At 37.2% G+C, this 16,413-nt stretch carries 13 protein-coding genes; 11 read left to right on the top strand and 2 right to left on the bottom strand.

Annotation, left to right across the window (positions count from 1 at the left end):
• Nucleotides 1-36: 36 nt before the first annotated feature.
• The 6 genes from ESB04_RS01815 to menD all read left to right on the top strand — a co-directional run bounded on the left by ESB04_RS01815 (nucleotide 37) and on the right by menD (nucleotide 7,151).
• The gene (locus ESB04_RS01815; protein ID WP_129025651.1) at nucleotides 37-429 is read left to right on the top strand and encodes an START-like domain-containing protein; all 393 of its coding nucleotides are present in this window, start codon (nucleotides 37-39) and stop codon (nucleotides 427-429) included.
• Nucleotides 430-431: 2 nt separating this feature from the next.
• Nucleotides 432-1,892 (top strand): LptF/LptG family permease, encoded by a 1,461-nt coding sequence (locus ESB04_RS01820; protein ID WP_129025653.1) that lies wholly within the window; start codon nucleotides 432-434, stop codon nucleotides 1,890-1,892.
• A gap of 78 nt (nucleotides 1,893-1,970) precedes the next feature.
• Nucleotides 1,971-2,246 (top strand): 30S ribosomal protein S15, encoded by a 276-nt coding sequence (gene rpsO, locus ESB04_RS01825; RefSeq protein ID WP_109323137.1) that lies wholly within the window; start codon nucleotides 1,971-1,973, stop codon nucleotides 2,244-2,246.
• Between the two features lie 112 nt (nucleotides 2,247-2,358).
• Complete coding sequence (gene pnp / locus ESB04_RS01830; RefSeq protein WP_129025655.1) at nucleotides 2,359-4,506, top strand: polyribonucleotide nucleotidyltransferase; 2,148 nt, start codon at nucleotides 2,359-2,361, stop codon at nucleotides 4,504-4,506.
• Nucleotides 4,507-4,565: 59 nt separating this feature from the next.
• On the top strand, nucleotides 4,566-5,429 hold the full coding sequence (locus tag ESB04_RS01835) for a sigma-70 family RNA polymerase sigma factor (protein ID WP_109323139.1): 864 nt from the start codon (nucleotides 4,566-4,568) through the stop codon (nucleotides 5,427-5,429).
• Nucleotides 5,430-5,462: 33 nt separating this feature from the next.
• On the top strand, nucleotides 5,463-7,151 hold the full coding sequence (gene menD, locus ESB04_RS01840; protein WP_129025657.1) for a 2-succinyl-5-enolpyruvyl-6-hydroxy-3-cyclohexene-1-carboxylic-acid synthase: 1,689 nt from the start codon (nucleotides 5,463-5,465) through the stop codon (nucleotides 7,149-7,151).
• On the opposite strand, the gene ESB04_RS01845 is transcribed toward menD, so the two are convergent.
• Entirely contained in the window at nucleotides 7,137-7,892 is a 756-nt protein-coding gene (locus ESB04_RS01845; protein ID WP_129025659.1) for a tetratricopeptide repeat protein, read from the bottom strand. The genes menD and ESB04_RS01845 overlap by 15 nt on opposite strands.
• Nucleotides 7,893-7,981: 89 nt before the next feature.
• Here ESB04_RS01845 and ESB04_RS01850 point away from each other — a divergent pair, with 89 nt between their 5' ends.
• Both ESB04_RS01850 and ESB04_RS01855 read left to right on the top strand, forming a co-directional pair.
• Nucleotides 7,982-8,425, top strand: coding sequence for a peptidylprolyl isomerase (locus ESB04_RS01850; protein ID WP_129025661.1), 444 nt, complete (start codon nucleotides 7,982-7,984; stop codon nucleotides 8,423-8,425).
• Between the two features lie 3 nt (nucleotides 8,426-8,428).
• A complete protein-coding gene (locus ESB04_RS01855; protein ID WP_129025663.1) occupies nucleotides 8,429-8,665 on the top strand; it encodes a hypothetical protein in 237 nt (78 codons plus the stop codon).
• Here the strand turns inward: ESB04_RS01855 and ESB04_RS01860 are convergent.
• The gene (locus ESB04_RS01860) at nucleotides 8,662-10,461 is read right to left on the bottom strand and encodes a M61 family metallopeptidase (protein ID WP_129025665.1); all 1,800 of its coding nucleotides are present in this window, start codon (nucleotides 10,459-10,461) and stop codon (nucleotides 8,662-8,664) included. The genes ESB04_RS01855 and ESB04_RS01860 overlap by 4 nt on opposite strands.
• Before the next feature lie 181 nt (nucleotides 10,462-10,642).
• Here ESB04_RS01860 and ESB04_RS01865 point away from each other — a divergent pair, with 181 nt between their 5' ends.
• From ESB04_RS01865 to ESB04_RS01875, 3 genes are read left to right on the top strand one after another with little or no spacing between them, the layout of a single operon-like run.
• The gene (locus ESB04_RS01865; protein ID WP_129025667.1) at nucleotides 10,643-13,666 is read left to right on the top strand and encodes a tetratricopeptide repeat protein; all 3,024 of its coding nucleotides are present in this window, start codon (nucleotides 10,643-10,645) and stop codon (nucleotides 13,664-13,666) included.
• A gap of 6 nt (nucleotides 13,667-13,672) precedes the next feature.
• A complete protein-coding gene (locus tag ESB04_RS01870) occupies nucleotides 13,673-15,370 on the top strand; it encodes a TonB-dependent receptor (protein WP_129025670.1) in 1,698 nt (565 codons plus the stop codon).
• Nucleotide 15,371: 1 nt separating this feature from the next.
• Nucleotides 15,372-16,409 carry an HU domain-containing protein gene (locus ESB04_RS01875; RefSeq protein ID WP_129025672.1) on the top strand — a complete coding sequence of 346 codons (1,038 nt, stop codon included), beginning with the start codon at nucleotides 15,372-15,374 and terminating at the stop codon, nucleotides 16,407-16,409.
• Nucleotides 16,410-16,413 lie beyond the last annotated feature (4 nt).

Here is a 16,413-nt window from a genome sequence, read left to right on the forward strand (position 1 = left end):
AGAGTTATATACCTAATCCATTAATATATAAATATTATGCCAGCTAATCATTTCGAATTTGAATATGAGGTAAAAGCCTCTCCCAAAGTACTTTATCCTTATTTAAGTACCGCATCTGGACTTCAACAATGGTTTGCTGATAAAGTAACTGTTCCTGATTCAAGTACATTTCACTTTTATTGGGATGATGAGAACCATCCTGCCAATTTGATTCAAAGTAAACTAAATAAATTCGTCCGATTTGAATTCATAAACCTTTCCGATGGTTCATCAAAAGGCTTTATTGAGCTTAAATTGGAAGTAAGTGAACTTTCCAACACAACCTACCTAAAAGTATTCGATAGTGCATCCAAGTTCAAATCAGATGATGATGCTGCCGAACTTTGGGATTACCTTTGCGATAAATTAAAAGAAATCGTCGGGAGCTAATTATGCGTAAAATTGATAAGCTAGTCCTCAATGCATTTTGGGGGCCATTTGTTCTTACCTTTCTAATTGTCATTTTTATTTTCCTTTTACGATTGGTCCTATTTTACTTTGCTGACTTATTTGGTAAAGATTTAGGGGCCAGCATATATCTTGAATTGTTTTTTTATTTTTCTCTAATTACTGTTCCTTTGGCTATGCCATTATCCATATTGTTATCTTCCTTGATGACATTTGGGAAATTAGGTGAGAATTTTGAACTGACTGCCTTAAAAAGTGCCGGCATATCCATTTATCGTATTTTTAGACCCATTTTTGTCTGCACGATAATCATTAGCATTTTCATGTTTTGGTTTGTCAATGTAGCCTTGCCTTGGGCCAATTTGAAAGGCTGGAGTTTATTGTATGATATTAAAACAACAAAAACCACACTCAATATCAAGGAAGGTATTTTTTACAATGATCTTCCGGGCTATTCCATTAAAGTGGCCAAAAAGTATCCCGACAATAAAACCTTAAAATCACTTATTATCTATGACCATACAGGAAATGACGGGAACCGACATGTAACCTTGGCAGACTCTGCTCAGATGTATACCATTCTAGACAGAAAATACTTGATTTTCGTATTGTTTAATGGCATTGATTATATAGAAGATGCCGATAGGGGGCCAGGTATGGATTTATCTGAACTTGCTATTCATCGATTCAAGAAAAGTAAGATTGTCATGTCATTAGCAGGATTTGATTTGCAAAAAACAGAAGAAAATCAATTTGCACACCACCAAATCATGCGAAACAACAACCAATTAGCGGAAGATGCCGATTCTTTATCACGCAATATTCGTAATATGCGCAAAGGATTCAGCTTGGCCGCCAGCGTGTATTATGTTTATTTTAGAAAACCCGTAGGCGCCTCACTACGAAGCATGAACCACAATACCGCTTGGATAGAGGCTAAACTTGCTGAAAAATTGAAAAATAACCGGGATTTCAGAACCATGGAGGAATTGGCCAAGCAAGAAGTTCAAAATTTGATTTCTTTTGGGCAAACCAATGAAGTCAATCTTGCTGAACGAGTGACAGAATTAAAAAAGACAGATTTAGAATGGCATCATAAATTCACCAATTCCTTGGCCGTTTTAGTCATGTTTTTAATTGGCGCTCCTTTGGGAGCCATTATAAAAAAAGGAGGTTTTGGTATTCCCGTTGTCGTGGCTGTTTCATTTTTTATACTCATGTACATCATGACCCAACAAGGGGATAAAATGGCCAAAGAAGGGAAAGTATTAGTAGAGGTAGGGGCTTGGATATCCAACACCATTTTAGCGTTGATTGGAGCATATTTCCTTAAAATAGCTCTACAAGATTCTCGTCTATTTGAGTCTGATTTGTATAAAGTTTGGTGGGATAAAATAAAAACTCGCTGGGCGTTGAGGAAGCAAAAGTCCAGTCGACCAGTATAAACTTAGAATATTTGGAATCTTCCAACAAAATTTCTACTTTTGCCAATTAATTTTTCACATTTTAAAAACTGGTAAAAGATGTATTTGTCACCCGAGAAAAAACAAGAAATTTTTGAATCAAAAGGGAAAGCAAAGTCAAAAATCGATACTGGTTCTGCTGAATCGCAAATTGCGTTATTTACATTCAGAATCAATCATTTGACGGAGCACCTTAAAAAGAACAAGAAAGATCACAGCACTCGCTTAGGTCTTTTGAAATTAGTTGGTAAGCGTCGTCGTTTACTTGATTACTTAACCCGCACAGATATTACTCGTTACCGTGCTATCATTGCTGAATTGGGTATTCGTAAATAAAATTAATGGCAGGGTTCCCAAAAGAACCCTGCTTTTTCATTGCGGTACAGTTTGAATCATCAAACAAACATCTTTTTCTACGCGCAGGGCGTAGCAATTTATTCAAAAACGTATGTCATTTAACATTATTACGAAACATATTTCAATGCCTGACGGCAAGGAAATCCAAATCGAAACAGGCAAATTAGCCAAACAAGCCGATGGAGCCGTTGTTGTCAAATCAGGAAATATGATGTTATTAGCCACAGTGGTAGCTAATAAAGAGGCCAAAGAAGGAGTAGATTTCCTTCCATTATCTGTAGATTATCAAGAAAAATTTGCGTCAAACGGACGTATTCCTGGTTCTTTCCTTAAAAGAGAAGCTCGCCTTTCTGATTACGAAATTTTAATCTCCCGATTGGTTGACCGCGCTTTGCGCCCAACTTTTCCGGATGATTACCATGCTGATGTACAAGTACTAATCAATTTAATTTCTGCCGATGCTGAGGTTTTGCCGGACGCATTTGTAGGTTTAGCAGCGGCCGCTGCTTTAGCTGTATCAGATATTCCTTTTAATGGTCCTATATCAGAGGTGCGTATCGCTAAAATCAATGGAGAATATAAAGTTAATCCGAGTGCCAGCGAATTAGAAGGTGCTAGCTTAGAATTGATTGTAGCTGCCAATGAAAATGATATTTTAATGGTAGAAGGAGAGGGAGATGAAGTTTCTGAAGCGGAAATGTTAGAAGCTTTAAAAATTGCGCATGATGCCATCAAATTACAGTGTGCAGTATTAAAAGATTTAACAATTGCTACAGGTAAAACAGAAAAACGTGCTTATTCTCATGAAACTCATGATGAAGAGTTACGGGCTGAATTATGGAACAACTATTATGACAAATATTTGGCTGTAGCCAAGCAAGCAAATCCTAAAAAAGAAGATCGTAAAGCAGCTTTCAAGGCCATTGTAGATGAATACATCGCTTCCTTGCCTGAAGACCACACGGTTAACTTAGCACTAGCGAAACACTATTTCCACGACATTGAAAAAGAAGCGGCTCGCCAATTGGTATTACAAGAGCGCTATCGTTTAGATGGCCGTAAATTGAACGAGATTCGTCAAATCACTTGCGAGGTAGATTATTTACCTACTCCGCACGGTTCATCCGTATTTACTCGTGGTGAGACCCAATCTTTAACAACAGTAACTTTGGGAACTAAGATGGATGAGCAAATCATCGATCAGCCTATGACCCAAGGTTATAATAAGTTTATGTTACACTATAACTTCCCTGGTTTCTCTACAGGGGAGGTGAAGCCAAATCGTGGGGTAGGGCGTCGTGAGGTAGGACATGGTAACTTAGCCATGCGTGCGATTAAGAAAGTACTTCCAAATTTGGACGAATTCCCTTACACTCTTCGCATTGTGTCTGATATCTTGGAATCCAATGGTTCATCTTCCATGGCCACTGTATGTGCAGGAACATTAGCATTGATGGATGCTGGCGTTAAAATTAAGGCTCCGGTTTCCGGTATAGCTATGGGATTAATCTCTGATTCGAAAACTGGCAAATATGCAGTTCTTTCGGATATTTTAGGGGATGAAGATCACTTAGGTGATATGGACTTCAAAGTAACAGGTACTGAAAACGGAATTACGGCTTGCCAAATGGACATAAAAGTACAAGGACTTTCCTATGAAGTTTTAGTGGAAGCCTTAGCTCAAGCTAAAGAAGGTCGTCTTCACATCTTGAATGAGATGAAGAAAGCTATTCCGCAAGTGAGAGAAGATTTCAAACCACAGACTCCTCGTGCAACAGTTATCAAGATCATGAAAGATCAAATTGGTGCTGTCATTGGACCCGGCGGAAAAGTAGTTCAAGATATTCAAAAACAATCTGGAGCCACCGTAACTATTGAAGAAAAAGAAGATGGTGGTTATGTAAGCGTATTCTCCTCCAATGGGGCTGCTATGGAGCATGCTGTAAGAATGATCAAAGGAATCGTAACTATTCCTGAGGTGGGTGAGGTATACGAAGGTAAAGTGAAAAACATTCAAGCATTTGGTGCTTTTGTGGAATTTTTACCTGGAAAAGATGGTTTACTACATATCTCTGAAATTTCATGGGATCGCATTGAAACCATGGATGGCGTATTTAAAGAAGGAGATAAAGTGAAAGTAAAATTGGTAGAGATAGACAAGAAAACAGGAAAATTCCGTTTATCTGCTAAAGTACTTTTACCGAAACCAGAACGTAGCTCAGAAAATTCTGACAACTAATTAGTTATTTCGTGGGTTATGTGTAAATATAACCTACTTTCAATCATTTGTAAGCCCTTATGAGACAGCTAAAAATTAGCAAACAGATTACCAACAGGGAGAGTCAATCGCTCGACAAATACCTACAGGAAATAGGCAAGGTGGATTTGTTGACCCCAGATGAGGAAGTTATTCTCGCTCAGAAAATTAGAGATGGAGATCAATTATCCTTAGAGCGTCTCACAAAAGCCAATTTACGCTTTGTAGTGTCCGTAGCTAAACAATATCAAAATCAAGGTCTTAGTCTTGGTGACTTGATTAATGAGGGAAATTTAGGTTTAATTAAAGCCGCGCAGCGATTCGATGAAACTCGTGGATTTAAATTTATTTCTTATGCGGTATGGTGGATTCGTCAATCTATCCTTCAAGCCTTAGCAGAACAATCTCGTATCGTTCGTCTACCGCTTAACCGCGTTGGTTCTTTGAATAAAATTTCTAAAACATTCTCTGAACTAGAGCAAAAATTCGAGCGTGAGCCATCACCAGAAGAATTAGCCGAAGTATTGGAAATTTCAACCGGTGAGGTGGTAGATACCTTGAAAATCTCAGGTCGCCATGTCTCTATGGATGCTCCATTCGTTCAAGGGGAAGAAAATTCCTTATTGGATGTATTGGAAAATGACTCGGAAGATAAGCCTGATTCAGGCTTAATCAATGATTCTCTTCGTAGAGAGGTACAACGTGCCTTATCTACCTTGACTCAGCGTGAGGCAGATGTGGTAACACTTTACTTTGGATTAAACGGTGAACATGCTATGACGCTGGAGGAAATTGGAGAAAAATTCAATTTAACTCGTGAACGTGTAAGACAAATCAAAGAAAAAGCGATTCGTCGTCTACGCCACACCTCAAGAAGCAAAGCCTTGAAAACGTATCTTGGATAATTTTAAAAGCCTCTCACGAGGCTTTTTTTACCTATGGCCTTTCCGTCTGGACTAGTTGAATTAATTGAAGTTTTTAGCCAACATGGTGTAAAACAAGCTGTTATTTGCCCAGGTTCTAGAAATGCACCTATTATGCTGGCCCTCAGCCGTAATCCTGCTATTGAGTCCTTTTCTATCAGTGATGAACGCTCTGCCGGATTTTTTGCATTAGGTCTAGCCTTACACAGTAAGTTACCTGTCATACTCTGCTGTACCTCTGGATCTGCGGCACTAAATATGGCTCCTGCTATTGCTGAAGCCTATTTTTTGGAAGTTCCACTTATCGTATTAACTGCCGATAGACCGAATGAATGGATAGGGCAGTGGGATGGCCAAACTATTTACCAAGAAAGAATATTTGGTGCTCATGCCAAACAATATTTCAGCTATTCTACCCGATCACATGCCACTACGGATGAATTGTGGCATCGGAATAGAATTGCAAACAATGCCTTTTGGACAGCATTTTTAGGCCCTCAGGGTCCTGTTCAAATCAATATACCCATCCATGAACCATTTTACCCAGAAAAAGGAGCAGCATTACCCGTCGCCGAGCCTATCAGGAAAATACATCATTGGAAAACTCCGAAATCACTTAGCCCATCCATGAAGACCTTTATTCAACGACAAGTTAGCGTTTCGAATAAAATCTTAATTACCTTGGGCCAAATGCCGCTAAATCCAGCCATTCAGGAATTCATACAGCAATTGATGGAAAATGGAATTCCTGTTGTTGGAGATGCCGTGGCTAATGCTAATGGACTGGCTTTTGAAAGCCATGATTTGATTTTAGCCAATACAAAAAATTGGGAAAGTCTTCAGCCTGATTTACATATTCACCTGGGAAAAAGCTTCGTAACGAAAAGAATCAAACAATTCCTACGCTCGAACGCAGACAAGCAAGAATGGCAGATTAATCCTAATCCTCAAGCACTGATGGCTGACCCATTCAAAGGACTGGGCCATTTATGGGAAGTGGACGAGGAAGAGTTTTTGAAAGAATTGGTGCATTTAAATGTATCCAACCAACAAAAATCTTATTTCCAAACTTGGAAAAATGCCAATGAACAGGTACAAATTCTTCAAGATAAAAAGCTTGATTTTTGGAATGAACTTATTGCATTTAAGAAAATATCTCAAGCCATTCCAAAAGAAAACGCAGAAATACACGTTGCTAATTCATTGGCTGTCAGGTATTTAAATTGGATTAAATTCGTTCCAAAAGGAATAGAGGTTTTTGCCAATCGGGGTACTTCAGGTATTGATGGTTGTTTAAGTACTGCCGTAGGAGGTGCCCAGAATAATAGCCAATTGGTAATATCCATTATAGGAGATGTGGCCTTCCAATACGACAAAAATGCCTTGTGGAATAATTACGTTCCTAAAAATTTGCGAATCATCTTGATGAACAATCAAGGAGGTGGAATTTTCAGGAATTTAGAAGGTGCCAAAGATCTACCTGAATTGGATATATTCATGGAAACTCAGCAGAATTTTAGAGCAGATAATATCGCTAAAGATGCGGGCATTCAATACATTTCTGTTAAAAATGAAATGGAATTGACAGAAGGACTAAAAGAATTTTTTCAAGCCAGCGAACACGCCATACTGATGGAAATTGAAACCAACTCCATCAGCAATGCCGAAGCATTAGCCCAATACATGAGCCTATTTAAGGGCTAGTTCCTTATTGATTTTCTCTAAATTTTTTAAAAACAAGGCATTATTAGGCTCAATTTCTAAAGCTTTTCTTACCCACTTTTCGGCAAGTTTCCATTGACGTCTTTCAATCTCCAAATAACCTAAGTTATTATAAATCAAGTGCTTATACTTTCCTTTTGTCAAAGCATGTCGAAATGATTTTTCTGCTAAATCCAACTCGCCTATGGTTTGTAATACAACCCCCTTATTGATAAGAGCTTCTACGGAATTAGTATCCAATTGTATGGCTTTTTCATATGAGGCCAAAGCCTGATTGTTCATTTCCTTTTCAAAAAATATATCCCCTTGTAAACGATGACAGGCAGAGGAATCTGGTAAAAGCTTGACCAATTTTTGGGCTTCTTGCTCTGCCTCATCCAAGCGCTTCATACTTTGAAGCATTTCTACTTTTTTATATAAAGCAGGTCCAAACTTCGCATCCAAAGCCACTGCTTCTGAAAAATCGTTCAATGCCTCTTCATTTTTCTCCAATTGTTCATAGATCAAACCACGGTTATAATAAGCATCCGAAAAATCATTCTTCTTTAAAATAGCTTCATTATACCATTTAATAGCCTCATAATACTCCTTTTCCTTAAACTTTTGATTTCCCCGAAAGAAAAACTGCGTAGCCTCCTTTTTATCCTTTTCTGAATCACAAGAGCTAATCCCAAAGATAATGAAGAGGCTGAAAAAGGGGAGAATACGTGATGAGATGGACATATGGCGGTTATGGTTTGGGCGAATAAAGAATTCAATTTAAAAAAATCAAATTTCATTCGCATCTTTGTGCCTCAAAAATAAATGAAATTATGGCATACGCAGAAATGTTAACCGACAAAGGGTTAATGAAAATTGAATTTTATGAGCAAGATGCTCCCATTCACGTAAAAAACTTCATTGATTTATCTAAAAAAGGCTATTATGATGGAGTAACATTTCACCGAGTAATTCCTGATTTTGTGATTCAAGGAGGAGATCCTACAGGAACTGGCGCAGGTGGACCAGGTTATACCATTCCCTGTGAATTAAGTGGTAATAATCAATACCATGACCGTGGTGTTTTATCCATGGCACACCGTGGACCTAATACGGGTGGTTCTCAGTTCTTTATTTGTCATTCTAGAAACAACACCGCACATTTAGACCGTAAACACACATGTTTTGGTAAAGTGGTAGAAGGATTAGAGGTGATTGATTTAATTCGTCAGGGCGACAAAATTCAAAGCATCACCATCATAGAAGAAGAGGCTTAGGATATGCATTTCATCAAAGAAATTCCCCACGATTCCATGCGAATTTCCTTGTTTGAATGGAATTCCAAATACATCCTGAAATTTGAAGCTCCCAATTTGGAGCAGAGTTACAAATTTTCGGTATTGGACTTTTCTTCCCAAAAAGAAATAGAGGAGCTAGCAAAAAGCTCCTCTTTTCAAGAATTTGTACTACAAAATTTTCATTCCATGTACAATGAAATGAATAAGCATTTAGATTAAATATTCTTACCCAACCACTTCATTCTCAATTCCTTCTGACTATCAGTCAAGTGCTCCATAGGGCTAATTTTGAAGGCAGCTATCGTTGATTTACCTAAAGGCACAGCCAGGGTTCTTTCTAAGCCATCTCGACGAACCGTAAATAGGATAGTATCACCAACCTTTTTGTCCTTCATAGTTTTCTCAAGATTCTCAAATGTATCTGAATTAACTTTTAAAATCTCATCACCTACATTTAAACCAAAATCATAGGCCGAACTTCCACGAACCACACTTGTTATTTTTCCAGCTGCTACTGTAATACCTAAGAATGGTTGTGTTTTACCTTGATTACTATCTGACCATTCATAACCAACTTCTTTTAACAATGCGGCATAGTCAGGAGTAGCTGTTCCGTAAATATATTTTTCAAACATGGATTTAGCAGAAACACCAGCTACTTTAGAGAACGCATTCTCCAGCTCTGCATCTGTAAAACCACGCTGTAATTTCACATAATAATTTTGATATAAATAACGGAAAACATCATCTAAGCTAGCCTTTCCTTTGGTTTGTTGGATGATCCATAGATTGAATACAGTGCCCAAAACAGAACCTTTGGAATAATATGAAATGCTGGAATTACGACTATTCTCGTTTGGACGATAATATTTTATCCATGCATCCCAAGAAGAAGATGCTGCAGACTCCACCTTGTTACCTGGTTGATTTTCAACAGATGAAATTTCATCAGCTACGCCTTTTAAGTAGGCCTCTGTAGTAGTTTGACCTGAACGCTGTAAGATTAAGGCTCCATAATAGGATGTCATACCTTCAGATAACCACAAATTGTGTGTATAATTTTCATTTTCATAATCAAAAGGTCCTAAAGCCTTTGGACGGATACGCTTCACGTTCCATAAGTGGAAATATTCATGAGAAAGAAGTCCTAAAATGCCATGATATCCACTTTCAGTTTCATAAGCTGCTCTGGATACTTGACAAGTCGTTGAATTTAAATGCTCCAATCCACCTGAACCCCTTAACAAATTATGAACGATGAATAAATATTGATCACATGGATGAACACCGATCACCTTGGCTGCCTCTTCACACATTTTCTTGACATCAGCGATGAATTTAGTAGTATCTACTTTGGCCGGACCATAAAAAGCAATTTGATGAGGGATATTTCCAACTTTAAACTGAAACACTTGATGGTTTCCTATTTCAATCGGAGAGTCAATCAACTCATCCAAATCCTTGGCAATAAATACATGTTCAGCATGTTGTTTTAAGGCAGTAGAAATACGCTGAAATGATTTATGAGGGTTAATTTTTACCCATTGAGCTTGATTTGAAAACTCCTTTACATATAAAAGGACAGAAGCTGGATTGATGTACCCATGCGTATCATCTAAAAAAGAAGTTCGAACAGATAACTCAAAAGCATATACGTCATAAGAAATAGTGACTTGCTTTTGTCCTTTCGACAAATACACACGCCAGGTATTTTTATTGATTTTCTCAACAGGTACCGCTTGACCATTTTTCTCTGTCGTTAGGCTTTCCACATTTCTAGCAAATTCACGAATCAAGTAGGATCCTGGAGTCCATGCAGCCATTTTAAAATCTACAAATGGTTTATTCCATTGCGCTTGACTAAGTTCAAGAGTTGTTTTCACTTGAAAGTAATGTGTATGTGGAGCGGCCATACTAATCTCATGTCGCAAAATAGGAGAGGCTCCCATACTTAATAGGTTGATTCCCAATAAAAACAGGGAAAATGTCAAGAAGAATTTAGTAAATTTTGTCATATAGTTTTAAAAATTAAACGTTGATCAGGTGCAAAAGGTAAAGATAAGAAAATAGGCTTAATCAAACGAATATTGAGGATTGTATCCCCAAATTTGCCTAAATAAATTGATTAGTCGCTACAATTATTCGGAAGAAAAATCGTATTATTGTAGTAATTGAGAATGCTGTAACCTTCAACTAATGAGAAAACAAAATCTTTCGCTTCGCTGGCTTCCTGCTATTTTATTTTTCTTGCTTTCTTGGTCTTCAGTGGCGCAACAAACCTTAAATTTTGGAGATCAAACACTTCATTTTCGACAGGCCAAAGAGTACTTCGATTCTAAAAATTATGTAGCTGCCAAAGAGGAGTTTTCTGCGTATTTAAATAGTCTTGAACCCTTAAGTAATGAGCAAGCGGGTCAGCGTGTTTTGGCAGAATATTATATTACCATGTGTAGCTTATACATGAGTCAGCCAGAAGCGGAGATTGTGGCAGATCGTTTTGTGGCGAATTACCCAGAGCATCCACAGGCAGTGAAGTTGATGCGTGGTATAGGAAGTTTTTTCTATGACAATGGAGATTATAAGAAAGCCATTAAATACTTAAGTAAATCATCTGATACCAATCTAGAGGCTAAGTTTAAATTAGCTGTTTCATATTATCAGTTGAAGGAATTAAGAGAAGCCCTTCCACTATTTAATGAAATTAAAGTAGATCCAGACGAAGAATTTGCGTTTGCTGCTGCTTATTATGCAGGTGTTATCAATTTTGGTGAAAAACGGTATGGTGAAGCTAGTAATGATTTCAGAAAAGCTGAAGGATCTAGTCGTTTTAGAAAAGATATACCCAATTGGATTGCCATGTGTTACTACCACGAAGGTAAATTCAATGAATTATTAAATTATGCCGAACCTATACTAAAGCAAAAGAAGCCAGGCTATAATCTGGATGAATTGTCGCTTTTGGTGGCCGAAGTTCAATTTAAATTAAGCTATTTTGAAAAAGCAGTAATTAGCTATGGTTTATACAAAAAACTAAATCCAACTAAAATAACTTCCGAGATACAATATCGATTTGGATATTCTCTATACAAAACCAATAAATTTAATGAGGCTTCGGATGAATTAAAGTCTTTGGCAGGTAAAAAAGATACTTTGGCACAATTTGCTGCATTTACCTTAGGATTGGCTCAACTGAAATCAGGCAATTTAGAGGCAACTTTACAGGCTTTTGGACAAGCCAAAGACCTTGGGTTCAATTCGCAGATTCAAGAAGAGGCGTTTTTTAATCATGCCAAAGTCATGTTGGATTTAGGAAAAGCTAGTGAAACCATTTATTCCATTCAAGAATTCAATAAAAAATTCCCTAAGAGCAAGTTCACCGAGGAATCTACTGAACTAGTAGCTGAAGCATTCATACATTCCAACAATATCCAAGCCGCTTTAGACTACTTAAAGAGTTTGAGCAACCGTAATTCCAAATTAAACGCGGCCTTACAAACATTGACATACAATTTGGGGGTAAAAGCCTACAATGAAAATAAGTTTGATCAGGCCATTGAAATGTTCCAAACATCGACCGAAAACCCAGAGAGTTCTGATTTAAAATACCAAGCTTTATTTGGGAAAGGAGAGGCATTGTCCCAACAGAAAAAATACGAACAAGCCATTCAGGTATATTCGCCCTTGTTAATTGGTACTCCTCCAGTAAGCAATCCTAATGATTTTATTCAAAAAGTACGCATGGGACTAGCCTATGCTTATTTTAATATCAAAGACTTTGCTAAGGCTAATGTACTTTTCAAAGCCTACGTGGACCGTTTAAAGCTTAGCCCTAATGCCAAAAATAATCCATCGGTATTGATTCGGTTGGCAGATACGTATCTGGTTTCAAAGAAATATGAGGATGCCTTAACCTACTACAACCAAGCTTTTGATCTTGCAAAGTCAGAAAAGGACTATGCCTTATATCAAAAAGGGGTTACCTTGACTTATTTGAACCGCGATACAGAAGCCAAAGCTAGTTTTAAGCAATTAAGAAACTCTTTCCCAAGTTCGAAATATGTAGATGATGCGGCCTTTCAAGAAAATGTCATTTCCTTCAATACCAATAAATACAAAGAAGCTATTGCTGGATTCAGCGACCTTATTGAAAATAGCCCCAAGAGCCCGTATTTCACTCAAGCCTTATTAAAAAGAGCTCAATCTTATGCGAATACTAATCAGCATGAACTTTCCATCGCAGATTATAAACGCATTATCCAAGAATTTCCAAGCGATAAAACAGCTAAGGATGCCTTAGTAGGTTTACAAGAAGAATTAAATGAGGTAGGAAGACCGGAAGACTTTGGACAATTACTTGGTAATTTCCAGAAAAGTAGTCCGGATGAAGCGGAAAACGTGGATTTAGAATATCGTGCTGCCAAAGGAATTTATTTAGGTGAAAAGTACGACAAAGCGATTGCCCCATTAAAAGCTTTTATTGAAAAATATCCTAGCAATGAGAATGTGGTAGAAGCTACTTACCTAATTGCTGATGCGGCATACAGAACTCAAAATAAGGCTGATGCTTTAGTTTTCTACAAAAAAATGATTGAGCAAAATGTTCACCCTCAAATCAATAAAGCCATTCAACGTAGTGCCGAGATGGAATTGGAAAACAAAAACTTTTCTGCCGCTGCCAATTGGTTCCATGTGTATAAATTAAAATATAACACCACTAAAGATCAAATGCTGGCAAACCAAGGTTTACTTTCAACCTTCCTAGAAGCGAAAATGTTAGATTCTGCTGCTTATATCACCGACGAAATCATTCAGTCCAAAGACATCAGCGAAGAGGAAAAAGCCAAACTAGCTGAAAAAATGGCCAATACGTTTGAAGCAAACGGAGATGTGATCAATCAAAGAAATTGGTTGGGTATCATCACCAATTTAGATAAAAACGATATCGGGGCCTTGGCTCAATTGAAATTGGCTACTTTATTATCTAAAGAGTCCAAATACAAAGAATCCAGTGATATGATTTTAGATAAATTCCGAAATGTTTATTCGGAGGCCTCAGATGCCATTTTAGGAAAAGCCTATATTTTATTAGCGGATAATTTCATTGCCCTAAAAAATATACCACAAGCTAGAGCTACCCTAAAATCCATTGTAGATAACTCCAGCGATACCGAGGTAATTCAAACGGCTAAAACTAAATTAGAAAGCTTACCCTTAAAATAATTCAAAATGAGATTCAATCGAACAGCTAAACAAGTACTATTCTCTGCGACATTCGGACTCTGCTTTGTAGCATTTGAGGGTTTTGCGCAAAAAAGACAGGGCTCCATTCAAGATGAAGCTATCGAAGTAGAAAAAACGAGAAAAATAGAATTACAGCCTCAGGTGTCTAGAAGCTTTGAACCTTTAGAAGAAGTCCAAGATTTACGAAAAGATCGTAAAATGAAATACGATTTAGTCGATAGAAGATGGGAGGGGAACAAATTACCTAAAATAAATAATTCCATCATTGACCCGCGTGAAGGAGATGAATTAACCTCTTCATACGGTCCAAAATTTAAAAATGTATTTAAAGTAGGGGCTGGAAATTATGGCCATACCTTAATGAATGCGCACTTTGGTTTCACTCCTAATGAAAATTCATTCCATGGTTTATATGTGAATCATGATGCCAATCGTCGCGGTCCGGTGGCAACGAGTTTCTCAGGTAGAAATGAAAATGAGGTTAAAATTTATAGTAAAACGTTCACTCCATCCTATTTATTAAATGGATCGATTAGTTATAAAAGAGTGGAGGCCAATTGGTACGGAAGACCTATTGAACAATACAATAATATGGCCAATGGAGCTTTTGGTATTTATTATGACCGCTTCAACTACATTGGTAGTATTTCTAGTGCCAAAAAAGATGCCAAATTTGATTATGTTGCTACTTCAGGTTTAAGTATGATGTCCACATCTCAAAATGAGCGTGAATGGGTTTGGGATAGTAAAATTCAGACTGTCTTACATATCAATGAAAACCTGTCAGCACATTTTATCGGAGATATGATCATGAGTGAATATGCCAGTTTGGATAACAACCGTAGAGAGCTTTACCGGGTAAAACCAAGTTTTTTCTACAAGAATGACCGTATCTCAGTACATGCTGGAATCAACGTGGTCAATGAAAAAGATAAGTTAAAGAGTTTAAATACCACTAGCTTATTCCCTGTAGTAAAGCTCGACTTTAAGGCAGCTAACTTCATCCATTTCTTCGCTGGATTAGGGGGAGATACCTATTTCAATACCTTGAATCAAATGGCTTCACAAAATCCTTGGATCAAGAATCAAATCGATTTAAGAAATACAGCACAAACGGCTAACGTTTATGGAGGTTTCAAAGGCTCCAATGAACAAAGTTTCGATTTTGAAGCTAAGTTTATGTATTCTGAATTTAGCAATTTGTCCTTTTTTGTACCTAGTAGCATGGACAGCTCCAAATATGCGGTGATTTATGCTGGAGATTTGAAAAAGGCGCAGGTCATGAACTTCTCTGGTCAATTTAACTACCAATTAAATGAGCGATTCCTATCAGTATTGAAATATGACATCAATAATTACAATAATTTGGGAAGTTTAGAGAAAGCATTTCACCGTCCTGCGATGAATATTTCCTTGACCAACTCGATTACTTTTAAAGATAAGATCATTGTTTCGCCAGATGTATTTTATATGAACGGGCTCTATGGATTGAATCCAAGAACCAATACAGCTGTGGCCATGAAGGATATCATAGACCTAAACTTAAAAGTGAATTATTTGATAACTAAAAAGTTTAATGCAGCGGTAAGTGCCAACAATTTACTTGGAAAAAATTATGAAAGATATTTATTTTACCCTTCACAAGGTCTAAATTATACAGTAAGCGTGGCTTATTCATTCTAATATGTTGAATCAGAAATCCATCGTAAGTTTAATTGAAACATTGCTTTATGAGCATGACTGCATCATTATTCCCAATTTCGGTGGGTTTGTAGTGAATGTCAAAGACTTTGAATTCAATGCCAAAGAGGGAAAAATATATCCTAGAAAAAGATGGATTGCCTTCAATGAGAGGCTCTGCTCCGATGATGGAATTTTAGCCACAGCTTGGGCTAAGCAGGAGGGAATTAGTCATAAATTAGCCTTTGATCAAATCAACCAGTTCAGTAAAAACCTAAAAGAATATTTGAAGGACAATCAAAGTGTCATTTTACCTAAACTGGGTACTTTTAGTTTAACAGCCGAATCTAAAATATCTTTTGTTCCCTTGGCAGATCAAAATTTTGATTTGAGTCAATTTGGTTTAACAGCTGTCAGTTTACCTTCTTCTGGAATTATTTCTAAGCCTATTTTGATTGAAAATCCAGTAGAAAAATCCTTGACTTATCAGGAAGAAATGTCAGAAGAATCAGTGAAAGAGGCGTTTGAAGAAGGGTTAAAACCGCAAAGAATCAGTTCTAAAATTTATGTATATGCCCTTTTAGCATTTATTCTAGGTGGTATCAGTGCCTATTTTTTAACAGAGCCTAACTCACGATATGTAAATAGTTCTTTAAGTCCATTTACCATCAAGATTAAAAAGAAAGAAGTAGCGGAAGTAAAAAAAGCCATTGAAAAGCCAATAATTACCTCAAATGATGCGGTAAAAGTTGACTCTAACATTGTACCTGCACCGACTGAATCTACATCAAGCCCTGTAATACTTGGAAATTCAGGCACAGTTTATTTGGTGGCAGCCAGCTTTCAAACACAGGCCAAAGCGGAAATCGCCATGCAAGAACTGAAATCCAAAGGATTTAAAGCAGAAATTTTACCTAAAACCGAAGGTGCCTTACATTTCCGTGTAAGTGTTGGTACTGAAAATAGCATGGAGGCTGGTTATAAAAAGGCAGCAGCCATTAAAAGTGAAAAGAATTTAGAAATTTGGGTGTATAAACCTTAACAGA

Source organism: Aquirufa rosea (assembly GCF_004118285.1).
GTDB classification, from domain to species: domain Bacteria; phylum Bacteroidota; class Bacteroidia; order Cytophagales; family Spirosomataceae; genus Aquirufa; species Aquirufa rosea.